Consider the following 22,773-nt stretch of genomic DNA (forward strand, 5'->3'; position numbering starts at 1 on the left):
CGACTTCGCACGCCCCGGCACCAGCCCGAAACGGCCAGGTGACAGCGTCTCTCGGTCCCCTTCAAGGGGGCAGGGCGCGGTGGGGCGTCAGGAACCAAACCGAGAAACCAAGGAGATGGCCATGGCCGTCGTCACGATGCGGGAGCTGCTGGAAAGCGGCGTCCACTTCGGTCACCAGACCCGCCGCTGGAACCCGAAGATGAAGCGCTTCATCTTCACGGAGCGCAACGGCATCTACATCATCGACCTGCTGCAGTCGCTGTCGTACATCGACCGCGCCTACGAGTTCGTGAAGGAGACCGTCGCGCACGGTGGCTCCATCATGTTCGTCGGTACCAAGAAGCAGGCCCAGGAGGCCATCGCCGAGCAGGCGACGCGCGTCGGCATGCCGTACGTCAACCAGCGCTGGCTGGGTGGCATGCTCACCAACTTCTCCACCGTCTACAAGCGCCTCCAGCGTCTGAAGGAGCTTGAGGCGATCGACTTCGAGGACGTCGCCGCCTCGGGTCTCACCAAGAAGGAGCTCCTGGTCCTCTCCCGCGAGAAGGCCAAGCTGGAGAAGACCCTCGGTGGTATCCGCGAGATGTCGAAGGTTCCCAGCGCCGTCTGGATCGTCGACACCAAGAAGGAGCACATCGCCGTCGGTGAGGCGCGCAAGCTCCACATCCCGGTCGTCGCGATCCTCGACACCAACTGCGACCCCGACGAGGTCGACTACAAGATCCCGGGCAACGACGACGCGATCCGTTCCGTCACCCTGCTCACCCGCGTGATCGCCGACGCCGTCGCCGAGGGCCTCATCGCCCGCTCCGGCGCTGCGACCGGTGACTCGAAGCCGGGCGAGAAGGCCGCCGCCGAGCCGCTCGCCGAGTGGGAGCGCGACCTGCTCGAGGGTGACAAGAAGGCCGACGAGGCCGCCCCGGCCGCCACCGAGGCGCCCGCCGCCGAGGCCCCCGCCGCCGAGGCCCCCGCCGCCGAGGCCCCGGCCGCCGAGCAGGCCTGACCCACTGAGAGCGCCCGGTGTTCACGCGCCGGGCACTCGCAGCACGGACGATGACGGCGGGGGAGCCGCGCCTGGGGCGCGGCGCCTCCGCCGTTCACCCGTAGATCTACGACTTCGAGAGAGAATCACAGACTCATGGCGAACTACACCGCCGCTGACGTCAAGAAGCTCCGCGAGCTCACCGGCGCCGGCATGCTGGACTGCAAGAACGCGCTCGTGGACGCCGACGGTGACGTCGAGAAGGCCCAGGAAGCCCTCCGCATCAAGGGCCAGAAGGGCGTCGCCAAGCGCGAGGGCCGTTCTGCCGAGAACGGTGCCGTCGTCTCCCTCATCGCCGACGACAACACCTCCGGTGTCATCGTCGAGCTGAAGTGCGAGACCGACTTCGTCGCCAAGGGCGACAAGTTCCTGGCCGTCGCCAACGAGCTGGCCGCGCACGTCGCCGCCACCTCCCCGGCCGACATCGAGGCGCTGCTCGCGTCCGAGATCAAGCCCGGTCAGACCGTCACCGCCTTCGTCGACGAGGCCAACGCCAACCTCGGCGAGAAGATCGTCCTGGACCGCTTCGCGCAGTTCACCGGCGGCTACGTGACCGCGTACATGCACCGCACGATGCCCGACCTGCCGTTCCAGATCGGCGTCCTGGTCGAGCTCGACAAGGAGAACGCCGAGGTCGCCCGCGGTGTCGCGCAGCACATCGCCGCGTTCGCCCCGCAGTGGCTGTCCGCCGAGGACGTCCCGGCCGAGAAGGTCGAGTCCGAGCGCCGCATCGCCGAAGAGGTCACCCGCGCGGAGGGCAAGCCCGAGGCTGCCATCGCGAAGATCGTCGAGGGTCGTGTCAACGGCTTCTTCAAGGACGCCACGCTGCTCGGCCAGGCCTACGCCCTGGACAACAAGAAGTCCGTCCAGAAGGTTCTGGACGAGGCCGGTGTCACCCTGAAGCGCTTCACCCGCATCAAGGTCGGCATCTGAGTCCGTCCGTACGCGACGGACACCGGACCCCGGTAGGGTCTGAGGCAGTCGTCCGCGCTCGCGCGAGGCGACCGCAGATCTGACGAGGAGGCCATTGCCGTAGAGGGAACCGCAAGGACCCACCGGCAATGGCCTTCTTCGTATGTGCACGAGGAGATCTCCATGAATCAGGGCGTGGACCCCCACACCGCATCCGACGACAAGAGCGACCAGTTCAAGAAGGGCCGCCGCTTCATGCTGAAGCTGTCGGGCGAGGCCTTCTCCGGCGGCGGAGGACTGGGCGTCGACCCCGACGTCGTCCACGCCATCGCGCGAGAGATCGCCGCGGTGGTCCGCGACGGCGCGGAGATCGCCGTCGTGATCGGCGGCGGCAACTTCTTCCGAGGCGCCGAGCTCCAGCAGCGCGGCATGGACCGGGCACGGTCCGACTACATGGGCATGCTCGGCACGGTCATGAACTGCCTCGCCCTCCAGGACTTCCTGGAGAAGGAGGGCATCGACTCCCGCGTGCAGACGGCCATCACCATGGGCCAGGTCGCGGAGCCGTACATCCCGCTGCGCGCCGTGCGCCACCTGGAGAAGGGCCGCGTCGTCATCTTCGGCGCCGGCATGGGCATGCCCTACTTCTCCACCGACACCACGGCCGCCCAGCGTGCCCTGGAGATCGACGCCGAGGCCCTCCTCATGGGCAAGAACGGTGTCGACGGGGTCTACGACTCCGACCCGAAGAAGAACCCGGACGCGGTGAAGTTCGACGCGCTGGAGTACGGCGAGGTGCTCTCGCGCGACCTCAAGGTCGCCGACGCCACGGCGATCACCCTCTGCCGTGACAACAAGCTGCCGATCCTCGTCTTCGAGCTGCTCGCCGAGGGCAATATCGCCCGCGCCGTCAAGGGTGAGAAGATCGGCACGCTCGTCAGCGACGAAGAGACCCGGGCCTGAGCAGTTCGCTGCCGGTCCGGGCGGCCCGGACCGGCCCGCCCGCCCGCCTGAACCATCCATTCAAGACATGCAGGAGCACGTGGTGATCGAAGAAATCCTCCTCGAGGCCGAGGAGAAGATGGAGAAGGCCGTCGTCGTCGCGAAGGAGGACTTCGCCGCGATCCGCACCGGCCGTGCGCACCCGGCGATGTTCAACAAGATCGTCGCCGACTACTACGGCGCCATCACGCCCATCAACCAGCTCGCCTCCTTCGCGGTCCCCGAGCCGCGCATGGCCATCGTGACGCCGTTCGACGCGTCCGCGCTGCGCAACATCGAGCAGGCCATCCGCGACTCCGACCTCGGTGTCAACCCGAGCAACGACGGCCGCATCATCCGTGTGACCTTCCCCGAGCTGACCGGGGAGCGCCGCAAGGAGTACATCAAGGTCGCCAAGAACAAGGCCGAGGACTCCAAGGTCTCCATCCGCTCCGTCCGCCGCAAGGCCAAGGACGCCCTCGACAAGCTCGTCAAGGACAAGGAGGCGGGCGAGGACGAGGTGCGTCGCGCGGAGAAGGAGCTCGACGACACCACCGCGAAGTACGTCGCGCAGGTGGACGAGCTCCTCAAGCACAAGGAAGCCGAGCTCCTCGAAGTCTGATGAACGACTCTTCCTGGCAGCCGGAGCCGGTTCCGGCGGGTCCCGCATACGATGCGCAGGTGGGCCCGCACACTCGGCCCATGCCCATCGTGCCCGATGCCGCCGGCCGTGACTTCGACGACCGGGAAGCACGCGATCGGGGGGCCGCCCCGCACGGCGGCTCCCCCTTCCGCGCCGATACGCCGCCGCAGGAGCCCATGCCCAGCCCCCCGCCTCCGCATGCCGAGCACCCGCAGGACTCCTCCCCCCCGCCGCAGAAGAAGCGCGCGGGGCGGGACCTGCGCGCCGCGATAGGGGTGGGCGTAGGCCTCGGCGCGGTGATCTTCGCCTCTCTCCTGATCGTCAAGGCGGTCTTCGTCGGCGTCGTCGTCGTGGCGGTCGTCGTCGGCCTGTGGGAGCTCACCTCCCGGCTGCAGGAGAAGAAGGGCATCAAGGCCCCTCTGGTCCCGCTCGCGGTCGGTGGCGCGGCCATGGTCGTCGCCGGATACGTCCGGGGGGCCGAGGGCGCCTGGGTGGCCATGGCACTGACCGTGCTGGCCGTCCTGGTGTGGCGGATGACCGAGCCCCCCGAGGACTACCTCAAGGACGTCACGGCGGGTGCCTTCGCGGCGTTCTACGTGCCCTTCCTGGCCACCTTCGTCGCGATGCTGCTCACCGCCGACGACGGGCCGCAGCGTGTGATCACCTTCCTGCTCCTGACCGTGGTCAGTGACACCGGGGCCTACGCGGTGGGCTGGCGCTTCGGGAAGACCAAGCTCGCGCCGCGCATCAGCCCCGGCAAGACCCGCGAGGGCCTCTTCGGCGCGGTGGCCTTCGCCATGGCCGCCGGCGCGCTCTGCATGGAGTTCCTGATCGACGGCGGAGCCTGGTGGCAGGGCCTGCTGCTCGGCCTCGCGGTCGCGGTCAGCGCCACCCTGGGCGACCTGGGCGAGTCGATGATCAAGCGGGACCTGGGCATCAAGGACATGGGCACCCTGCTGCCGGGCCACGGCGGCATCATGGACCGGCTGGACTCGCTGCTGCCCACCGCCCCGGTGGTGTGGCTGCTGCTGGCGGCCTTCGTCGGCACCGGCTGACCGGTCCCGGTCGGGTTATCCTGGAGGGCGCGCCGCGCGTACGCGGCGCGCCCTTTCCGTCCAGCGGCTTCAGCCGCGGACCGGCCCTGCACGCGCGGGGTGACCCCCACCTCGTCGTACTGAGGAGTACCGCATGGCCCCCCGTCCCGCTCCGGGTGAGCTCACCTTCGTCGCTCCCCGCGGGGCCAAGAAGCCGCCCCGGCACCTCGCGGACATGACCCCGGCCGAGCGCCGCGAAGCGGTCGCCGCGATCGGTGAGAAGCCCTTCCGGGCCAAGCAGCTCTCCCAGCACTACTTCGCCCGCTACGCGCACGACCCGGCCGAGTGGACCGACATCCCGGCGGGCTCCCGGACCAAGCTCCAGCAGGAGCTCCTCCCGGACCTGATGAACGTCATCCGGCACATCAGCTGCGACGACGACACCACCCGCAAGACCCTGTGGAAGCTGCACGACGGCACGCTCGTCGAGTCCGTCCTGATGCGCTACCCCGACCGGGTCACCATGTGCATCTCCTCGCAGGCCGGCTGCGGCATGAACTGCCCGTTCTGCGCCACCGGCCAGGCGGGCCTGGACCGCAACCTCTCCACCGCCGAGATCGTGCACCAGATCGTCGACGGCATGCGCGCCCTGCGCGACGGCGAGGTCCCCGGCGGCCCCGCCCGGCTGTCGAACATCGTCTTCATGGGCATGGGCGAACCGCTGGCCAACTACAACCGCGTCGTCGGCGCCATCCGCCGGCTCACCGACCCGGAGCCCGACGGCCTGGGCCTGTCCCAGCGCGGCATCACCGTCTCCACCGTCGGCCTGGTCCCGGCCATGCTGCGGTTCGCCGACGAGGGCTTCAAGTGCCGTCTCGCCGTCTCGCTGCACGCGCCGGACGACGAGCTGCGCGACACCCTGGTCCCGGTGAACACCCGCTGGAAGGTCCGCGAGGTCCTCGACGCGGCCTGGGAGTACGCCGAGAAGTCCAGCCGGCGGATCTCGATCGAGTACGCCCTGATCCGTGACATCAACGACCAGGCCTGGCGCGGCGACCTCCTGGGCCGGCTGCTCAAGGGCAAGCGCGTCCACGTCAACCTGATCCCGCTGAACCCGACGCCCGGCTCGAAGTGGACCGCCTCGCGGCCCGAGGACGAGAAGGCCTTCGTCGAGGCGATCGCCCGCCACGGTGTGCCCGTGACCGTGCGTGACACCCGCGGTCAGGAGATCGACGGCGCGTGCGGCCAGCTCGCAGCCTCGGAGCGCTAGCCTCCGCTTCCGGCCGGCCCCATTCGGCCACGGGGTACCCTGTGGCCGAACCAATTGCATATTCCGACAGGGGAGCGCCACAGCGCTGAGAGTGCGGTATCCGTCATCCGCAGACCCTCTGAACCTCGCCCCGGTCATTCGGGGTAGGAAGTTCGGTCACCACTCAAGCTGTTGCGCCCTGCCCGGCGTCCGCTCGCACAGAGCGCCGGTCAGGGCCGCGTCTTCTCCTGGTCATCCCAGGAGGAATTCACCAGTGAGCACCACCAGGAAGATCGCGGGCGCCGCGCTCGCGGCCGCGCTGGGCGTCACCACGCTCAGCGCCTGTGGCGGCGGCGACGCCAAGGACAAGCCCGCCGGCACGAGCGACGCCCCGAAGTCCAAGACCGTCACGCTCGTCTCCCACGACTCCTTCAACGTGACCGAAGCGGTCCTCAAGGAGTTCGAGCAGCAGAGCGGCTACACCGTCAAGGTGCTGAAGTCCGGTGACGCGGGCGCCGCCCTGAACCAGGAGATCCTCACCAAGGGCTCCCCGCGCGGCGACGTCTTCTTCGGCGTGGACAACACCCTGCTCTCGCGCGCCCTCGACAACGGCATCTTCACCCCCTACGAGGCCAAGGGCCTGGGCGGGGTGAAGCCCGAGTACGTGCTCGACAAGGAGCACCGGGTCACCCCGGTCGACTCCGGCGACATCTGCGTCAACTACGACAAGGCCTACTTCGCCGACAAGAAGATCGCCCCGCCGCAGACGCTGGACGACCTGGTCAAGCCCGAGTACAAGAACCTGCTGGTCGTCGAGAACGCCGCGACCTCCTCTCCCGGCCTCGGCTTCATGCTCGCCTCCGTCGGCAAGTACGGCGAGGAGGGGTGGAAGGACTACTGGACCAAGCTGAAGGCCAACGGCGTCGAGGTCGTCGACGGCTGGGAGCAGGCCTACAACGAGCGGTTCTCCGGCTCCGCGGGCGGCAAGAAGGCCAAGGGCGACCGCCCGCTGGTCGTCTCCTACGCCTCCAGCCCGCCGGTCGAGGTCCTCTACGGCGAGCCGCAGCCGGCCGAGGCCCCCACGGGCGTCTCCACCGGCACCTGCTTCCGCCAGGTCGAGTTCGCGGGCCTGCTGAAGGGCGCGAAGAACGAGGAGGGCGGCAAGGCCCTCGTGGACTTCATGATCAGCAAGAAGTTCCAGGAGGACATGCCGCTCCAGATGTTCGTGAACCCCGTGGTCAAGGACGCCGCGCTGCCGGAGCTGTTCACCCAGCACGGTGTGGTGGTCGAGAAGCCCGAGAACGTCGCTCCGGAGACCATCGCCGAGAACCGTGAGCAGTGGGTCAAGGCATGGACCGCGCTCGTCGTGAAGTAAGCGGTACGAAGGACCCGGGCGCGGCGCCGCACGACGCCGCCCCGGTCCCCGGACCGGGGCGGACACCCGGACAGGGCGAGAGCGGGCGCGCCACCGCCGTCCGCCTCGCCCTGATGGCCGTCCCCCTGGCCTTCTTCGGGCTGTTCTTCGCCTACCCCGTCACCGCGATCGTCGGCCGCGGCCTCAAGACCGACACCGGCTGGCAGTTCGGCCGGTTCGGTGAGGTCCTGGCCCGGCCCGACATCGCCGACGTGCTGTGGTTCACCACCTGGCAGGCGCTCGCCTCCACCGTGCTCACCCTGCTGATCGCACTCCCCGGCGCGTACGTCTTCGCGCGCTTCGAGTTCCCCGGCAAGCAGCTGCTGCGGGCGGTCGTGACCGTCCCCTTCGTGCTCCCGACCGTCGTCGTGGGCACCGCCTTCCTCGCCCTGCTCGGGCGCGGCGGACTGCTGGACGAAACGGCGGGCATCCGCCTCGACACCACCGTCTGGGCGATCCTGCTGGCCCACGTCTTCTTCAACTACGCCGTCATCGTCCGCACGGTCGGCGGGCTGTGGGCCCAGCTCGACCCGCGCCAGGAGGAAGCCGCGCGGGTGCTGGGCGCCGACCGGTTCGCCGCCTGGCGGCGGGTGACGCTGCCCGCCCTGGCCCCGGCGGTGGCCGCGGCCTCCCTGATGGTGTTCCTCTTCACCTTCAGCTCCTTCGGCGTTGTCCTGATCCTGGGCGGACCGGCCTACTCCACCCTGGAGGTGGAGGTCTACCGGCAGACCGCGCAGCTTTTGGACCTGTCGACGGCCGCCGTGCTGACGATGGTGCAGTTCGCCGCGATCGGCGCGATCCTCGCCCTGCACGCCTGGACCGTGCGCCGGCGCGAGACCGCGCTGCGCCTGGTCGACCCGGGCCGCACCGCCCACCGGCCGCGCGGCTGGGCGCAGCGCACCCTGCTGGGCGCGGTGCTGCTCACCGTCGGGCTGCTGATCGTGGCGCCGCTGGCCGTGCTCGTCGAGCGGTCCTTCGACGCCCCCGGCGGCTACGGCCTCGGCTTCTACCGGGCCCTGCAGGACACCGGCGCCGGCGGCGGGACCTTCCTGGTGCCACCGGTCGAGGCGATCTGGAACTCCCTGCAGTACGCGCTCGCCGCCACCGCGATCGCCCTGTTCATCGGGGGACTCGCGGCCGCGGCGCTGACCCGGCGCGGGGGCCGCTTCGTCCGCGGCTTCGACGCGATGCTGATGCTCCCGCTGGGCGTGTCCGCCGTGACGGTCGGTTTCGGCTTCCTGATCACCCTGGACGAGCCGCCGCTGGACCTGCGGACCTCGTGGATCCTGGTGCCGCTGGCCCAGGCCCTGGTGGGCGTGCCCTTCGTCGTACGGACCATGCTGCCGGTCCTGCGCGCGGTGGACGGGCGGCTGCGCGAGGCCGCCGCCGTGCTCGGCGCGTCACCGCTGCGCGCCTGGCGGGAGGTGGACCTGCCGTTGGTGCGGCGGGCGCTGCTGATCGCGGCCGGGTTCGCCTTCGCCGTTTCGCTGGGCGAGTTCGGCGCGACCGTCTTCATCGCGCGGCCCGACCGGCCGACCCTGCCGGTGGCCGTGGCGCGGCTGCTGGGGCGGGCCGGCGAGCTGAACTACGGGCAGGCGATGGCCCTGAGCACGATCCTGATGCTGGTGTGCGCGGTGTCCCTGCTGCTGCTGGAGCGACTGCGACCCGACAAGACCTCCGGGGAGTTCTGATGACGCTGCTTCAGCTGGAAGGGGTGTCGGTCCGCTTCGGCGAGCGCGCGGTCGTCGACTCCGTGGACCTGGCGGTGGCCGAGCACGAGACCGTCTGCGTCCTGGGTCCGAGCGGCAGCGGCAAGTCCACACTGCTGCGGGTCGTCGCAGGGCTCCAGCAGGTGTCCGCAGGACGGGTGCTCCTGGACGGGGCCGACCAGGCCGCCGTCCCCGTGCACCGGCGGGGCGTGGGCCTGATGTTCCAGGACCACCAGCTCTTCCCGCACCGTGACGTCGGCGCGAACGTCTCCTTCGGACTCCGGATGCGCGGTGGCGGCCGCGGCCGGGGGAGCCGATCGTACGCCGACCGGGTCGCCGAGCTCCTCGAACTGGTCGGGCTCCCCGGTGCGCAGGGCCGCGCCGTCGCCTCCCTGTCCGGGGGTGAGCAGCAGCGGGTGGCGCTGGCCCGGGCACTGGCGCCGTCGCCGCGGCTGCTGATGCTCGACGAACCGCTCGGACAGCTGGACCGCGGGCTGCGGGAGCGGCTCGTCGTCGAACTGCGGGGGCTGTTCTCGCGGCTGGGGACCACCGTCCTGGCCGTCACGCACGACCAGGGTGAGGCCTTCGCGCTGGCCGACCGGGTCGTGGTGATGCGGGACGGCCGGATCGCGCAGGCCGGGACCCCGCTGGAGGTGTGGCAGCGGCCCGCCTCGGAGTTCGTGGCGCGCTTCCTCGGCTTCGAGAACGTGGTCCCGGCGACCGTGGCGGGCGCGGTCGCCGCGACCGCCTGGGGCAGGATCCCGGTCCCCGCCGGTTCCGCCGAGGGGAAGCAGCGGCTGCTGGTCCGCCCGGCGGGAGTGGTGCTCCACGAGGCCGGCCTGCGGTGCGAGGTGGTGTCCCGGACCTTCCGCGGCACGCACGTCGCCCTGATTCTGCGGCCGGAGAGCGGCCCGGTACTGGAGGCCGAGTGCGGCCTGGCGGGGGCTCCGGCCGTCGGCGACGACGTCGCCGTGACCTTCACCCCCGCCGAGGTCGTGGTCCTGCCGCCGCAGGAGTGTCCTTAGGCAGCCTTCGGCAGTACGCCGTCGCAGGCGATCGGCAGGTGCCGGGGGCCGCGCAGCACCGCGTTCTGACGGTACGGCGGCGGGTCCTGAAGCAGTCGCGGGTTCACCAGCCGGCGGGCCAGCTCGCTCAGCGCGAGCTGAGCCTCCAGCCGGGCCAGCGGCGCGCCGAAGCAGCTGTGGATGCCGCTGCCGAGCCCGAGGTGCTGGATGTCCTTGCGGTCCGGGTCGAAGCGGTCCGGGTTCTCGAACCGCTTCGGGTCACGGTTCCCGGAGGCCAGGACCAGCCACAGGGAGGCGCCCTTGGGGATGGTGACCCCCGCGACCTCGATGTCGGACAGCGTGGTGCGCTGCGGCAGCAGCTGCACGGGCGGCTCGTAGCGCAGCAGCTCCTCCACGATCGGGACGGACAGGCCGGGCTCCTCCCGCAGCCGCTGCAGGACGTCCGGGTGGCGCAGCAGGGTCAGCATGCCGTTGGTGATGAGGTTGACCGTGGTCTCGTGGCCCGCGATCAGCAGCAGCGCGGAGGTGCTGAGCGCCTCCATCGTGGTCATCGCCCCGTCCGGGCCGTCCGCGGTGGCCAGCTGGGACAGCATGTCGTCACCGGGGTTCTTGCGCCGTTCCTCGATCAGCCCGGCCAGGTACATGCCCAGCTCCATGCGGGCGTCCGTGGCGCCCCTTCCGCGCTGGGTGGGGTCCTGGTCCGGGTCGGGGTCCAGGCTGGCGGCGAGGGCCTCCGCCCAGACGTGGAAGCGCGGCTCGTCCTCGTGGGGCACCCCGAGCAGCCGGCAGATCACCGTGACCGGGAACGGGTACGCGAACTGGTCGACGAGGTCGACGCGGTCGAGGTCGCCGGAGGTGGCGATGCCGTCGATGAGCCCGTTGACGAGTCCGTGGAGCTCGTCGCGCATGTCGTACACCCGGTGCGGGGCGTGCGGCGGCCCGAACGGCCGGTTCGTCATGCGCCGCAGACGGTCGTGGTCCGGCGGGTCCAGCTTGAGGAACGAGGCCGGCAGGGCCGTCCCCTCGTCGCCGGCCGACTCGCCCAGCGGATCGTCGCCGGTCGCCTTCAGGTTGCGCGAGTCGGAGCTGATCCGGGGGTCGTGCAGCAGGCTGTGGATCTCGTAGTACGTGCTCACGACGTACGGGCCGGTCCCGTCGTGGGACACCGGGGTCTTGCGGAGCTCCTCGTACAGCGGGTACGGATTGGCCCGGTTCGCGTAGTCGATGATCTCCCGCAGGAGCGCTTGAGTCATGACGGGTCCTCGTGATCCTCGGGGGCGGTCGCGGCGCGGTCAGCGCCCGGGGGTGAAGGTCATCTTCCGGTCGGCCGGCGAGTAGCCGCTGAGGGTGATGGTCGGCCCGTGGGTCGGCACCGAGGGGTCGGGGAAGTCCGCCGGCACGGGCTTGATCCCCTCCGGCCTGCGGTCCACCGTGGAGTACGGCGGCGGGAAGGGCGCGGTGCTCTCGATCTGGTGCTCGTAGAACGGCAGCCAGCGGCAGTTGTCGAAGGTCACCGCCGCGATCACCCGTCCCTGGTAGCCGTAGACGGCCGCGAACCGGCGCTCGGACAGCGAGCCCTGCGTGACGAGGATCTCGGTCCCCATCGGCGGCACACCGACGGACTTGATGTTCACCCCGAACTGCGAGGACCAGAAGGCCGGCACCCACAGGTGGGGGCGGCGGTCCGCGCTCTCGCTGAGCATGTTGTGCGCCGCGGTGTCGGCCTGCGCGACGGCGTTGCCCCAGTGCTCCAGGGACAGGAACTGGTAGCCGAACAGGGCGTGCGGGGAGCGGGCCACGTCACCCGCCACGAAGATGTCGTCGGTGACGATGCCCCGGACGTCGAAGGCCCGGCAGCCCGCGTCGCAGGCGATCCCGCGGGGCCCCGCACCCAGTCCGGAGCCGGCGAGCCACTCGGTGTTGCGCTGCGCGCCGAGGGAGACGACCACCACGTCGGCCTCCACGCTGGAGCCGTCGGAGAGGTGGGCGGCACGGACCCGGCCGGCCGGATCGCCCTCCAGGGCGGTGACCATGACGCCGGTGCGCAGGTCGACCTCGTGCTCCCGGTGCATCTCGGCCGCGACCCGGCCGATCACCGCGCCGAGCGCGCCGACCAGCGGGGCCTCGCCCCGTTCGGCGACGGTCACGTTCAGGCCGCGTTCCCGGCAGGCGGAGGCGATCTCGGACCCGGTGAACCCGGCTCCGATGACGAGCACCCGGCGGGGACCGGCGGCGAGGGCGCGTTGCAGTCCTTCGCCGTCGTCGCGGGTGCGCAGCACGAAGACCCCTTCGAGCTCGGCCTCCTCCGGGTTGGGCCAGGGCCGGGCGCGGGTGCCGGTGGCGATCAGCAGCCGGTCGTACCCGACCTCCTCGCCGTCACCGAGCCGGACCGTGCGGGCCGCCATGTCCAGGCCCGTCGCGGGGACCCCGAGGCGCCAGTCGGCGTCGATCGCCCGGCGGCGGGGGAGCGCCGTGTGGTCCGCCACCGCGTTGCCGAGGAGGACCTGCTTGGACAGCGGGGGCCGGTCGTAGGGCTCGTAGGGCTCGTCGCCGATCATCGTCAGCGAACCGGTGAACCCCTTGTCGCGCATGGTCTCGGCGGCCCGCAGACCCGCGAGGGAAGCACCGACGACGACGATGCGACCTTCGCGCTTGAGCTGCTCCAGGGCCCCGTCGCGGGTGCGTTCAGCGGTCACCGGGTGCCTCCGGAACCGGCCCCGGCCCCGGCCGTGGCGCCCTGGGACACAGCGTCCGCCATGTCCTCGTCGGAGAGTTCGAGGAGGATCGCGCCGACGGGGCAGGCGGCCACGGCACGGACGACGTTCTCGCGCTGCTCGGCGGCCGGCTCGGGGTTGTAGAGGAGCGACTCGTCGCCGTGCATGGCGAAGACGTCGGGAGCGAGGAAGGCGCACTGGGCGTATCCCTGGCAGCGGTTGAGGTCGACGACAAGCCTCATGGCGGATCTGCCCTTTCCCTCGGCTGTTGATCCCCGTCGCCCCCCGGGTACCCCCGGTTCCTCCCCTGTCCACCAGCATGCGCGCGCTGCCCGGAGGCCGCCTGCCGGAGCACGGACCACCAGGTCAGGAGTGGTTCAGGGCGGGCCTGGGCGGTCCGTGCGCACCGCCCTGCGCCGGACCCGCAGGATGTAGAGGCTGATCACCAGGGCCCATGCCGGGAACAGCAGCTCGGACCAGGGCACGCCGGCGCCCACCAGGATCAGGATCAGGCCGACGACGGTGCCCAGCATGGCCAGCGGCCGCGGGAAGACGCCGAGCGTCCGCCCGATCATCGAGGTCGTGAGGACGAAGACCGCGGCCATGCGCATCGCGTACGTCGCGAGGAGTGTGTAGGCGTAGTGACGCCCGAAGTCGGAGGGCGACTCCTCGTTCAGCACGGTGCCGGCCGCCGCGGCCGCGGCGAACAGCGTGGCCACGAAGACGAAGCCGCTGCCGAGGAACACGGTGGCGATGAACCGGTCCTCGGCCTCGCCGGTGTGCGCGCGCAGGGCGCCCATGAACCAGAGGAAGAAGATCCCGGCGAACGGCACGATCTCCAGGGCCAGCCGGACCGCCCACCGGCGGTTCTGGTCGATGGTCGCGTCGGCTGCGCCACCGGCCGGAACGGAGATCCGTATCAGGACGATCGCCGCACCGAGCAGCAGCGCGAAGGCGACTCCGGCCATACCGGCGGCGCGGGGTGTCTTCAGCCGATCGGTTCTGGGCTCCATGGGCCCTCGCTCTCTCCCCCGGTCCAGCAAGCGACAGCGGTCGCCGCGTCACCAGCGGGGGACGGCCGACCGGGTGAGGGGGCCGGGGACCCTCCCGCGTCCCCGCCCCCCGTTCCCGCCCGGCCGGGCCGTCAGCCGACCGGCTCCGGTACCGGCGCGGGTGCCTCCTCCTCCGCGCCCTCGTGCTTGCCGTACCAGGCGACCGCCACGGCGCCGGTCACCGCCATGACGAAACCGACGACCGCCAGCCAGGCCAGGCCCGGGCGCGACGCGTCGCCGAGCCAGAGCACACCGATCGCGCCGGGGAGCACCGTCTCGCCGACGACGAGGGCCGCGGTGGCCCCGTTCACCGAGCCGATCTGCAGGGCGACGGTGTGCAGGTACATGCCGCCGAAGCCGGCCAGCAGGATGGCGTAGAGGGCCGGGTCGGTGAGCAGGGTGCCGAGGTCGAACGGGTCGACGCCGTTCAGGATCCGCACGCCCACGCCGAGCGCGCCGAAGCCCAGACCGGACAGCAGACCCGCCAGGATCGCCGCCCCGCCGCCGAGGAGGCGCACGGCCACGGTGCCGCCGACCATCAGCAGCGCGGTGATCCCCAGCAGCCACCAGTGCGTGGACATCGGCGCGTGGTGGCCTCCCTCGTGGCCGGCCGCCGTCGCCAGCAGGACGAGCGCGGTGCAGACGACACCGATGGAGGCCCATTCCTTACGGGTCAGCCGGATGCCGAGCATCTTCACGCTCAGCACGGCCGTGATCACCAGGTTGGCGCTGATGACCGTCTGGGAGAGGAAGAGCGGAAGGAGGCGGGCGGCCAGGGCACCGAGCCCGAAGCCGACGAAGTCCAGGATCGTGCCGACGATGAACTCCCACGTCATCGCCGCCTTCGCGGTGGACGACAGGTTGGGGCCGCCGTGGGCGGTCACCCCCGCCGCCGCCGGGGACATCCGGGCGGCGCGGCGCGATCCGACGGCTTGCAGCACGGATCCCGTGCCGTAGCAGATGGACGCCGCGACAGCGGTCAGCAGGCCTATGAGCACCGATGGCTCCGTTCACGTCTGGCAGGTTGTGCGGTACCTCTGCCAGACGTGGGAATCGGCCCGGAAGTTGCCTGCGGAGCTCAGCTCATCGAAGCGAGCGCGCCGGGGACCTCGTCCACCGAGTCGACGAGTGCGATCCGCGACTCCATCGCCCGGCCCCGGGCCAGCGCCCGCAGCAGCGGCCAGGCCGGCAGGTGCTCGGTCCAGTGGGTGCGGCCGACCAGGACCATCGGCGCGAGTTCGCCCCGGGAGCCGTAGTAGTTGGGCGTCGCGTTGTCGAATATCTCCTGGACGGTGCCGGCCGCGCCGGGCAGGAACACCACGCCCGCGGTGGACCGGGCCAGGAGCACGTCCTCCCGGGTGGCGTTGGCGAAGTACTTGGCGATGTGCGCGGCGAAGGCGTTCGGCGGTTCGTGACCGTAGAACCAGGTGGGGATGCCCACGGAGTCACCGCCGCCGGGCCAGCGGTCCCGTACGGCGAAGGCCGCGCGCGCCCAGTCGGACACCGACGGCTCGAAGGACGGGGCCTTGGCCAGCAGTTCCAGGGCCCCGGCGAGGGCCTTGTCGGGGGCGGGCGCCAGGTGGGCGCCGAGGTTGGCGGCCTCCATCGCACCGGGGCCGCCGCCCGTGGCCACGGTCAGCCCGGACCGGGTCAGGGCCCGGCCGAGTTCCGCCGCACGGCGGTAGTCCGCACTGTCCCGGGACAGGGCGTGGCCGCCCATCACGCCCACCACGCGGGCTGTGGCGAGGTGCTCGTCGAGGGCGTCGGAGATCGCGTCGTCGTGGACGGAGCGCAGCACCGAGGAGAAGACGTCGCGGTCGGCCCCGGTCTCCCGGAACCAGGCGTACGTCTCCGCGTCCGGGGTGGCCTCGTAGCCGCCGGACAGCCCCTCGAAGAGCTCCTCCGGCGTGTAGAGCCGCCCCCGGTACGGGTTGAAGGGCAGGTCGGGGACGGGCGGGAGGACCAGCGCGCCGTCCGCTCGCACCTTCGCCGAGGCGTCCGGCTCCATCGCGCAGCCCAGGAAGACGGCCGCCGAGGTGTCGGCGGCCAGCAGGGCGAAGGTCCGCTCCAGCAGGTTGACCGACTGGATCCGGTAGCCGCTGAGCGAGCCGCGCGCCACGACCTGGTCGAATTCGGCGAGCGTCTCGATCTCGATGTCTGCGTTGACCATTCGGCCCACCCTAAGGGCTGGACACCTCAGCGGGTCAGCGCCAGCGACGTCAGCTGTGCCACACCCCAGCTGAGGGGTACGCACACGGCCACGAGCGCGGTGGCCCGCAGACCCGCCGCCGTACGCAGGACCTTTGCGGGAGCGGCCAGATCGCGCATCGCCTCGCGGCCGGCGGCCCCGGTGCGGCGGCTCTCCACCGCGGATGTGAGAAGGGTCGCGGTGGCGCACAGGGCCACGAGGGCGGCGGCCGGCCAGGCCAGCGGACCGAGCGGTACGTGCAGCCCGCCCCGGTCCCGCAGGGCCAGGGCGGTCAGCGCCCCCGCGGCGACGGAGCACAGCACGCCCAGCGACGGCCCGATCCGGGAGGCCTGCTCCTGCAGGGACCGTCCGGCCAGCAGCCGCAGGGCGCCCGGACGTACGGCCTGTACGAGGGTCCCGCAGGCGTAGGCCAGGCCCGGTCCGGCGAGGGCGAGCCCGACGGCGGTCAGCGTCCAGCCGGCGAGGACCCCGCCGCCCCGGCCGGCGTAGGCCTCGGTGGCGAGCCCGCAGGCGGTCAGCGCGATCCCCCAGGGCAGGGCGGCCTGCGGAGCCAGCGGCCGGTGCGGCCGCAGCGCGAGGACGGTGGCGGCCGACGCCGTCAGCGGTACGAGCGCCAGCAGGGTCAGGGCGGCCGCCACGGGCAGCGGCTGCTCGGCGTGGAGCAGCCGGGCGCCGGAGCCGTCGAACGGCAGACCGGAGAGGTCCCCGCGCAGGTGGAGGAAGACGGCCAGGGCCAGGGCGCTGCCCAGGGTGCAGGCGACGGCCGTGGAGATCGCGGCGACCAGGGCCAGGCGGACGGGTCCCAGCCCTGCGGCGTCCAGCCCCTCGCGGGGGCGGGTCGCGGGGTCGGCGCGGGCGACGGCGACGGCGAAGTGGACCGTCGCGGCCAGCGGGACCAGCGCCCACAGCAGGCGAGGGAACGATCCGGCGGGCCGGGCCACGGCTCCGGCGAGTACGTACAGCAGCAGGAACCCGGTCCCGGCCGAGGCGGCGGCGACGAGCAGCCGCCGCATCTGGACGAGGGGCCGGGAGCCGCGGCCTAGGCGGAGAGCGAGCACGCGGCCTGGCCCTCCGGGGTGTCGGGGAGCGGGGAGGCGGCGCCGGTCCCCGCGAGCCGGCCGTCGAGCAGGGTCAGGCGGCGGTCCGCGACGGCCGCGGTGTCCTCGTCGTCGGTGGCCAGCAGCACGGTGATCTCGTGGGAGCGGGCCGCGGTGGTCAGCGTCCGCAGCAGCAGGGCCCGGTCGGCCCGGTGCAACGGGGCCGTGGGCTCGTCGGCGTAGATCACCGAGGGGACGGTGACCAGGGCCCGGGCCAGGGCGACGCGCTGGCACTCGGCGCGGGTGAGGGCAGCGGGGCGCTTGCGGGCGAAGGAGCCGATGTCGAGGCGGTCGAGCCATTCGCAGGCTGCGTGCTTGGCGGTGCGGTGGGAGGCGCCGGCGAGCAGCAGCGGCAGTGCGGCGTTCTCCCAGGCCTTCAGCTCGGGCAGCAGCTGCGGTTCGGGGCCGATCCAGCCGAAGCGGTCTCGGCGCAGCCTCTCGCGGGAGAGGTCGCCCATCGTGTGCACGGGGACGCTGTTGAACCAGACCTCGCCCTCGGTGGGGCGCAGCTGTCCGGACAGGCAGCGGAGCAGAGTGGTCTTGCCGCTGCCGCGGGGCCCGGTCAGGGCCAGGATCTCGCCCTGGCGGACTCCGAGGGAGACGTCGACGAGGGCGGGGGCACCTCCCCCAGACTTCGTCCGGGGGGACCCCCTGTGGGCGTAGTGAAGGGACCGCGCCCAGAGCACGTCGTTGTCCGGCGGGGCATTCTCCGGTGGGGCCACCATGGCGTACACCTCCGTCCGAGGGAACGAAACGGAGCCCTTCCGGTCACTGGCGCCGCACTGAGATGTAAAGAGATGAACCGCTTGGATGCCGACAGCACACGGCCCGGACCCCCGCGTTCTCACTCGAACGGAGGATCCGGGCCGTATGTTCGGACGATTGCAGCCTCGGACTATTTACAGCCCGGTCACAGCTTGGTCCACGCCTCGGTGAGCACCGTGCGCAGGATGCCCTCGATCTCGTCGAAGGTGCCCTGGTCCGCGGTCAGCGGCGGCGCGAGCTGGATGACCGGGTCACCGCGGTCGTCGGCCCGGCAGTACAGGCCGTTCTCGAAGAGCGCCTTGGAGAGGAAGCCGTAGAGCACGCGCTCGGTCTCCTCGTCCGTGAAGGACTCCTTGGTGACCTTGTCCTTGACGAGCTCGATGCCGTAGAAGTAGCCGTTGCCGCGGACGTCGCCGACGATCGGCAGGTCGTGGAGCTTCTGCAGCGTCTGGAGGAAGGCGCTCTCGTTGTCCAGCACGTGCTGGTTGAGGCCTTCCTTGTCGAAGATGTCGAGGTTGGCCAGGGCCACCGCGGAGGACACGGGGTGTCCGCCGAAGGTGTAGCCGTGCAGGAAGGTGTTGTCGCCCTTGTAGAAGGGCTCCGCGATGCGGTCCGAGACGATGCAGGCGCCGATCGGGGAGTAGCCCGAGGTCATGCCCTTGGCGCAGGTGATCATGTCCGGCACGTAGCCGAACTTGTCACAGGCGAACATCGTGCCGAGGCGGCCGAAGGCGCAGATCGTCTCGTCGGAGACGAGGAGCACGTCGTACTCGTCGCAGATCTCGCGGACCCGCTGGAAGTAGCCGGGCGGCGGCGGGAAGCAGCCACCGGCGTTCTGCACGGGCTCCAGGAAGACGGCGGCGACGGTGTCGGCGCCCTCGAAGAGGATCTGCTGCTCGATCTGGTCGGCGCACCAGCGGCCGAAGGCCTCGGGGTCGTCGCCGTAGATCGGGGCGCGGTAGATGTTGGTGTTCGGCACCTTGTGCGCGCCGGGCACCAGCGGCTCGAAGGGAGCCTTGAGGGCGGGCAGGCCCGTGATGGACAGGGCGCCCTGCGGGGTGCCGTGGTAGGCGACCGCACGCGAGATGACCTTGTACTTCGTGGGCTTGCCCTGCAGCTTGTAGAACTGCTTGGCGAGCTTCCAGGCGGTCTCGACGGCCTCGCCGCCGCCGGTGGTGAAGAAGACCTTGTTCAGGTCGCCCGGGGCGTAGTTCGCCAGGCGCTCGGCGAGCTCCACGGCCATCGGGTGGGCGTAGGACCAGACGGGGAAGAAGGCCAGCTCCTGCGCCTGCTTGTAGGCGACCTCGGCCAGCTCCTTGCGGCCGTGACCGGCGTTGACCACGAACAGGCCGGCGAGACCGTCGAGGTAGCGCTTGCCCTTGTCGTCGAAGATGTAGGTGCCCTCACCACGGACGATGGTGGGGACGGGGGAGTTCTCGTAGGACGACATGCGGGTGAAGTGCATCCACAAGTGGTCGTACGCGGTCTTGGAGAGGTCCTGGGTCACGGTTATCGGGTTCCCCACATGTAGGTCTGCTTCTTCAGCTTCAGGTAAACGAAGCTTTCGGTAGATCGCACGCCGGGGAGCGTGCGGATCTTCTTGTTGATCGTTTCCAGCAGGTGGTCGTCGTCCTCGCAGACGATCTCCACCATCAGGTCGAAGGAGCCGGCGGTCATCACCACGTACTCGCACTCGGCCATCGCGGTCAGTGCGTCCGCCACCGGGTCGAGGTCGCCCTCGACGTTGATGCCGACCATGGCCTGACGCCGCAGGCCCACGGTGAGCGGGTCGGTGACGGCGACGATCTGCATGACGCCCTGGTCGAGCAGCTTCTGCACGCGTTGGCGCACAGCCGCCTCCGACAGGCCGACGGCCTTGCCGATCGATGCATAGGGACGGCGACCGTCCTCCTGCAGTTGCTCGATGATCGCCAGGGACACAGCATCGACCGAAGGGGACGGTTGTCTGTTCCTGGAATCTGCGCTTCGACTGACCACGAGCCCACTGTGCACGAGGAGTCGTCTGTTCCGCAAGACGGAATCAATGAAATCCGTTGTCTGGCGACTCGGATCTCACTGATTTCGTAGTTGGTGCCCTTCGGGCCTGTCGAAAGCCTCTGCCGAGGGGCTAGGCTTGGTATTCGTCTCAATCGTTGGACATGTGATCAGGAGTGTGGCTGTAGTGACCACCGAACTGCGTCGTCTGCGCAACTACATCGGCGGGGAGTTCAAGGACGCCGCCGACGGGCGCACCACCGAGGTGGTCAACCCGGCCACCGGCGAGGTGTACGCGACGGCCCCGCTCTCGGGCCAGGCCGATGTCGACGCCGCCATGGCCGCCGCCGCGGCCGCGTTCCCGGGCTGGCGCGACACCACCCCCGCCGAGCGCCAGAAGGCGCTGCTGAAGATCGCGGACGCCTTCGAGGCGCGCGCGGACGAACTCGTCGCCGCCGAGTCGGAGAACACCGGCAAGCCGCTGGGCCTCACGGCCAGCGAGGAGCTGCCGCCGATGGTGGACCAGATCCGCTTCTTCGCGGGTGCCGCGCGTCTGCTCGAAGGCCGCTCGGCCGGTGAGTACATGGACGGGATGACCTCGATCATCCGTCGCGAGCCGGTCGGCGTCTGTGCCCAGGTCGCGCCGTGGAACTACCCCATGATGATGGCCGTGTGGAAGTTCGCTCCGGCCATCGCGGCGGGCAACACCGTCGTGCTCAAGCCCTCCGACACCACCCCGGCCTCCACCGTCCTGATGGCGGAGATCATCGACTCGGTCCTGCCCAAGGGCGTCTTCAACGTCGTCTGCGGCGACCGTGAGACCGGCAAGGCCATGGTCGAGCACTCCACCCCGGCGATGGCCTCCATCACCGGCTCGGTGCGCGCGGGCATGCAGGTCGCCGAGAGCGCCTCGAAGGACGTCAAGCGCGTCCACCTGGAGCTCGGCGGCAAGGCCCCGGTCGTCGTCTTCGAGGACGCCGACATCCCGAAGGCCGTCGAGGACATCGCGGTCGCCGGCTACTTCAACGCGGGCCAGGACTGCACCGCCGCCACCCGGGTGCTCGTGCACGAGTCGATCCACGACGAGTTCGTGGCCGCGCTCGCCAAGGCCGCCGCCGACACGAAGACCGGCGCGCCGGACGACGAGGACGTGCTGTACGGTCCGCTGAACAACCCCAACCAGCTGGGGCAGGTCGCGGGCTTCATCGAGCGGCTCCCCGCCCACGCCAAGGTCGAGGCGGGCGGCCACCGGGTCGGCGAGAAGGGCTACTTCTACGCCCCGACCGTGGTCTCCGGCCTCAAGCAGGACGACGAGATCATCCAGAACGAGGTCTTCGGCCCCGTCATCACCGTCCAGTCCTTCACGGACGAGTCCCAGGCCCTGGAGTACGCGAACGGCGTGGAGTTCGCCCTCGCCTCCTCCGTCTGGACCAAGGACCACGGCCGCGCGATGCGGATGTCCAAGAACCTCGACTTCGGCTGTGTGTGGATCAACACCCACATCCCGCTCGTCGCCGAGATGCCGCACGGCGGCTTCAAGAAGTCCGGCTACGGCAAGGACCTCTCCGCCTACGGCTTCGAGGACTACACGCGCATCAAGCACGTGATGACCTCGCTCGACGGCTGATCGGTCGCATCGATCACCGCAGGGCTCCGAGGGGGCGGGCAGTAGACAACATGTCTATTGCCCGCCCCTTCTGCGTTCGCCGAGGCTGTGGCCATGCCTCAACTCGCCTTCTCCCGCCGTGCCGCGCTCGCCGGACTCGGTGCCGCGGGCCTGTCGGCCGCCCTCGCCGGATGCGGCGTTCCCCCCGCCTTCGTCCCCGAGGAGGGCCGGGTGGGCCCCGACCGTTCGGACCGCGACCGCACCGTCGCCTTCTCCAACTGGCCGCTCTACATCGACACCGACGAGGAGGACGAGGAGCGCCGCCCGACGCTGGAGGCCTTCTCCGAGCGGACCGGCATCGAGGTCCGCTACACCGAGGAGATCAACGACAACGACGAGTTCTTCGGCAAGGTCAGCCCGGCCCTGATGAACCGCCAGGAGACCGGCCAGGACCTGATCGTGGTCAGCGACTGGATGGCCGCGCGCTTCGTCCATCTGGGCTGGGCCCAGAAGATGGACCGCTCCGCGCAGCCCAACGTCGCCGGCCACCTCGACCCGCAGCTGCGTTCCCCCGCCTTCGACGAGGGCCGGCTGCACACCGTGCCCTGGCAGTCCGGGATCACCGGCATCGCCTACAACCGCAGGGCCCTGGGCCGGGAGCTCAGGTCCGTCCGGGACCTGTGGCACCCCGACCTGGCGGGCAGGGTCACGCTCTTCTCCGGGCTCGACGAATCCTTCGCCCTGCTGATGCAGGGCAACGGGGTCGACGTCACGCGCTGGACCGAATCCGACTTCCACCGGGTGTGCGACCACGTGGAGCGCCTGGTGAGGAAGAAGCACATCCGCCGCTTCACCGGCAACGACTACACCTCCGATCTCAGCAAGGGCGACGTCCTCGCCTGCCAGGCCTACTCCGGTGACGCCATCCAGCTCCAGGCCGACAACCCGGACATCGAGTTCGTGGTCCCCGAGGAAGGGGGCGAACTGTGGGCCGAGAGCCTGCTCGTCCCCAACCTGGCCCGGCACAAGGCCAATGCCGAGGCCCTCGTCGACCACTACTACGACCCGGAGGTGGCCGCGCAGCTCGCCGCCTCCGTCAACTACGTCTGTCCCGTCCCCGCCGCCCGGGAGGTCCTGGCGGGCTCCGACGACAAGGAGACCGCCGAACTCGCCGGGAATCCGCTGATCTTCCCCGACGACGCCATGCGGCGGCGGCTCGCCGTGGCCCGGGACATCTCCTCGGCCGAGCGACGGACCCTCGCCAGACGGTGGAACGCCGTCGTCGGCCTCTGATCACGGCCCGGACACGGAATTGAACACGTTCAG

At 70.9% G+C, this 22,773-nt stretch carries 21 protein-coding genes and 1 riboswitch; of the genes, 11 read left to right on the plus strand and 10 right to left on the minus strand.

Features of this window, described 5'->3' with window-relative positions:
• Positions 1-121 precede the first annotated feature (121 nt).
• From rpsB to ACIPXC_RS18120, 9 genes are all read left to right on the plus strand, one after another.
• Positions 122-1,003 (plus strand): 30S ribosomal protein S2, encoded by an 882-nt coding sequence (rpsB, locus tag ACIPXC_RS18080; protein WP_401618776.1) that lies wholly within the window; start codon positions 122-124, stop codon positions 1,001-1,003.
• Positions 1,004-1,138: 135 nt separating this feature from the next.
• Positions 1,139-1,975 carry a translation elongation factor Ts gene (gene tsf / locus ACIPXC_RS18085; protein WP_401618779.1) on the plus strand — a complete coding sequence of 279 codons (837 nt, stop codon included), beginning with the start codon at positions 1,139-1,141 and terminating at the stop codon, positions 1,973-1,975.
• Between the two features lie 162 nt (positions 1,976-2,137).
• Positions 2,138-2,917, plus strand: a complete 780-nt coding sequence (gene pyrH / locus ACIPXC_RS18090) for a UMP kinase (RefSeq protein ID WP_037928730.1) — start codon at positions 2,138-2,140, stop codon at positions 2,915-2,917.
• A gap of 82 nt (positions 2,918-2,999) precedes the next feature.
• On the plus strand, positions 3,000-3,557 hold the full coding sequence (frr, locus tag ACIPXC_RS18095; protein WP_030028670.1) for a ribosome recycling factor: 558 nt from the start codon (positions 3,000-3,002) through the stop codon (positions 3,555-3,557).
• The gene (locus ACIPXC_RS18100; protein WP_401618783.1) at positions 3,557-4,633 is read left to right on the plus strand and encodes a phosphatidate cytidylyltransferase; all 1,077 of its coding nucleotides are present in this window, start codon (positions 3,557-3,559) and stop codon (positions 4,631-4,633) included. Before frr ends, ACIPXC_RS18100 begins: the two co-directional genes overlap by 1 nt.
• Before the next feature lie 133 nt (positions 4,634-4,766).
• Positions 4,767-5,882, plus strand: coding sequence for a 23S rRNA (adenine(2503)-C(2))-methyltransferase RlmN (gene rlmN / locus ACIPXC_RS18105; RefSeq protein WP_401618786.1), 1,116 nt, complete (start codon positions 4,767-4,769; stop codon positions 5,880-5,882).
• A gap of 58 nt (positions 5,883-5,940) precedes the next feature.
• A riboswitch (TPP riboswitch) is annotated at positions 5,941-6,050 on the plus strand.
• Between the two features lie 85 nt (positions 6,051-6,135).
• A complete protein-coding gene (locus tag ACIPXC_RS18110; RefSeq protein ID WP_401618789.1) occupies positions 6,136-7,236 on the plus strand; it encodes a thiamine ABC transporter substrate binding subunit in 1,101 nt (366 codons plus the stop codon).
• Positions 7,237-7,349: 113 nt separating this feature from the next.
• A complete protein-coding gene (locus ACIPXC_RS18115; RefSeq protein WP_401618916.1) occupies positions 7,350-8,966 on the plus strand; it encodes an ABC transporter permease in 1,617 nt (538 codons plus the stop codon).
• Complete coding sequence (locus ACIPXC_RS18120) at positions 8,966-10,009, plus strand: ABC transporter ATP-binding protein (RefSeq protein ID WP_401618792.1); 1,044 nt, start codon at positions 8,966-8,968, stop codon at positions 10,007-10,009. Before ACIPXC_RS18115 ends, ACIPXC_RS18120 begins: the two co-directional genes overlap by 1 nt.
• Here ACIPXC_RS18120 and ACIPXC_RS18125 read toward each other — a convergent pair.
• The 10 genes from ACIPXC_RS18125 to ACIPXC_RS18170 all read right to left on the minus strand — a co-directional run bounded on the left by ACIPXC_RS18125 (position 10,006) and on the right by ACIPXC_RS18170 (position 19,859).
• On the minus strand, positions 10,006-11,262 hold the full coding sequence (locus ACIPXC_RS18125; RefSeq protein ID WP_401618795.1) for a cytochrome P450: 1,257 nt from the start codon (positions 11,260-11,262) through the stop codon (positions 10,006-10,008). The two genes, ACIPXC_RS18120 and ACIPXC_RS18125, sit on opposite strands and share 4 nt — an antisense overlap.
• Positions 11,263-11,301: 39 nt before the next feature.
• The gene (locus ACIPXC_RS18130; RefSeq protein ID WP_401618798.1) at positions 11,302-12,705 is read right to left on the minus strand and encodes an NAD(P)/FAD-dependent oxidoreductase; all 1,404 of its coding nucleotides are present in this window, start codon (positions 12,703-12,705) and stop codon (positions 11,302-11,304) included.
• On the minus strand, positions 12,702-12,965 hold the full coding sequence (locus ACIPXC_RS18135; protein ID WP_401618801.1) for a ferredoxin: 264 nt from the start codon (positions 12,963-12,965) through the stop codon (positions 12,702-12,704). The genes ACIPXC_RS18130 and ACIPXC_RS18135 overlap by 4 nt, the downstream gene beginning before the upstream one ends.
• A gap of 135 nt (positions 12,966-13,100) precedes the next feature.
• Positions 13,101-13,736: a hypothetical protein gene (locus ACIPXC_RS18140; RefSeq protein WP_401618804.1), complete on the minus strand. Its 636-nt coding sequence runs from the start codon at positions 13,734-13,736 to the stop codon at positions 13,101-13,103.
• 131 nt (positions 13,737-13,867) lie between these two features.
• Positions 13,868-14,773 (minus strand): hypothetical protein, encoded by a 906-nt coding sequence (locus ACIPXC_RS18145; RefSeq protein WP_401618806.1) that lies wholly within the window; start codon positions 14,771-14,773, stop codon positions 13,868-13,870.
• An 80-nt stretch (positions 14,774-14,853) separates the two neighbouring features.
• Positions 14,854-15,945 (minus strand): LOG family protein, encoded by a 1,092-nt coding sequence (locus ACIPXC_RS18150; RefSeq protein WP_401618809.1) that lies wholly within the window; start codon positions 15,943-15,945, stop codon positions 14,854-14,856.
• Between the two features lie 26 nt (positions 15,946-15,971).
• Entirely contained in the window at positions 15,972-17,042 is a 1,071-nt protein-coding gene (locus ACIPXC_RS18155; protein ID WP_401618812.1) for a hypothetical protein, read from the minus strand.
• Positions 17,024-17,806: an ABC transporter ATP-binding protein gene (locus ACIPXC_RS18160; RefSeq protein ID WP_401618815.1), complete on the minus strand. Its 783-nt coding sequence runs from the start codon at positions 17,804-17,806 to the stop codon at positions 17,024-17,026. Before ACIPXC_RS18160 ends, ACIPXC_RS18155 begins: the two co-directional genes overlap by 19 nt.
• Positions 17,807-17,991: 185 nt before the next feature.
• Entirely contained in the window at positions 17,992-19,371 is a 1,380-nt protein-coding gene (locus ACIPXC_RS18165; protein ID WP_392575351.1) for an aspartate aminotransferase family protein, read from the minus strand.
• Positions 19,356-19,859, minus strand: coding sequence for an Lrp/AsnC family transcriptional regulator (locus tag ACIPXC_RS18170; RefSeq protein ID WP_030651035.1), 504 nt, complete (start codon positions 19,857-19,859; stop codon positions 19,356-19,358). The genes ACIPXC_RS18165 and ACIPXC_RS18170 overlap by 16 nt, the downstream gene beginning before the upstream one ends.
• Positions 19,860-20,028: 169 nt before the next feature.
• Here ACIPXC_RS18170 and ACIPXC_RS18175 point away from each other — a divergent pair, with 169 nt between their 5' ends.
• Together ACIPXC_RS18175 and ACIPXC_RS18180 are read left to right on the plus strand one after the other, a co-directional pair.
• Positions 20,029-21,468, plus strand: a complete 1,440-nt coding sequence (locus tag ACIPXC_RS18175; protein WP_386463908.1) for a gamma-aminobutyraldehyde dehydrogenase — start codon at positions 20,029-20,031, stop codon at positions 21,466-21,468.
• Positions 21,469-21,561: 93 nt separating this feature from the next.
• Complete coding sequence (locus tag ACIPXC_RS18180; protein WP_401618820.1) at positions 21,562-22,740, plus strand: spermidine/putrescine ABC transporter substrate-binding protein; 1,179 nt, start codon at positions 21,562-21,564, stop codon at positions 22,738-22,740.
• Positions 22,741-22,773 lie beyond the last annotated feature (33 nt).

The sequence above is a fragment of the Streptomyces sp. NPDC090021 genome, from assembly GCF_044748225.1.
Lineage (GTDB): Bacteria > Actinomycetota > Actinomycetes > Streptomycetales > Streptomycetaceae > Streptomyces.

What these genes read in the sequence shown, in the direction of transcription:
- rpsB (WP_401618776.1), top strand. Translation starts at nt 122, where the DNA reads ATGGCCGTCGTCACGATGCGGGAGCTGCTGGAAAGCGGCGTCCACTTC.
- tsf (WP_401618779.1), top strand. Translation starts at nt 1,139, where the DNA reads ATGGCGAACTACACCGCCGCTGACGTCAAGAAGCTCCGCGAGCTCACC.
- pyrH (WP_037928730.1), top strand. Translation starts at nt 2,138, where the DNA reads ATGAATCAGGGCGTGGACCCCCACACCGCATCCGACGACAAGAGCGAC.
- ACIPXC_RS18100 (WP_401618783.1), top strand. Translation starts at nt 3,557, where the DNA reads ATGAACGACTCTTCCTGGCAGCCGGAGCCGGTTCCGGCGGGTCCCGCA.
- rlmN (WP_401618786.1), top strand. Translation starts at nt 4,767, where the DNA reads ATGGCCCCCCGTCCCGCTCCGGGTGAGCTCACCTTCGTCGCTCCCCGC.
- ACIPXC_RS18115 (WP_401618916.1), top strand. Translation starts at nt 7,350, where the DNA reads ATGGCCGTCCCCCTGGCCTTCTTCGGGCTGTTCTTCGCCTACCCCGTC.
- ACIPXC_RS18120 (WP_401618792.1), top strand. Translation starts at nt 8,966, where the DNA reads ATGACGCTGCTTCAGCTGGAAGGGGTGTCGGTCCGCTTCGGCGAGCGC.
- ACIPXC_RS18125 (WP_401618795.1), bottom strand. Translation starts at nt 11,262, where the DNA reads ATGACTCAAGCGCTCCTGCGGGAGATCATCGACTACGCGAACCGGGCC.
- ACIPXC_RS18135 (WP_401618801.1), bottom strand. Translation starts at nt 12,965, where the DNA reads ATGAGGCTTGTCGTCGACCTCAACCGCTGCCAGGGATACGCCCAGTGC.
- ACIPXC_RS18140 (WP_401618804.1), bottom strand. Translation starts at nt 13,736, where the DNA reads ATGGAGCCCAGAACCGATCGGCTGAAGACACCCCGCGCCGCCGGTATG.
- ACIPXC_RS18150 (WP_401618809.1), bottom strand. Translation starts at nt 15,945, where the DNA reads ATGGTCAACGCAGACATCGAGATCGAGACGCTCGCCGAATTCGACCAG.
- ACIPXC_RS18160 (WP_401618815.1), bottom strand. Translation starts at nt 17,806, where the DNA reads ATGGTGGCCCCACCGGAGAATGCCCCGCCGGACAACGACGTGCTCTGG.
- ACIPXC_RS18180 (WP_401618820.1), top strand. Translation starts at nt 21,562, where the DNA reads ATGCCTCAACTCGCCTTCTCCCGCCGTGCCGCGCTCGCCGGACTCGGT.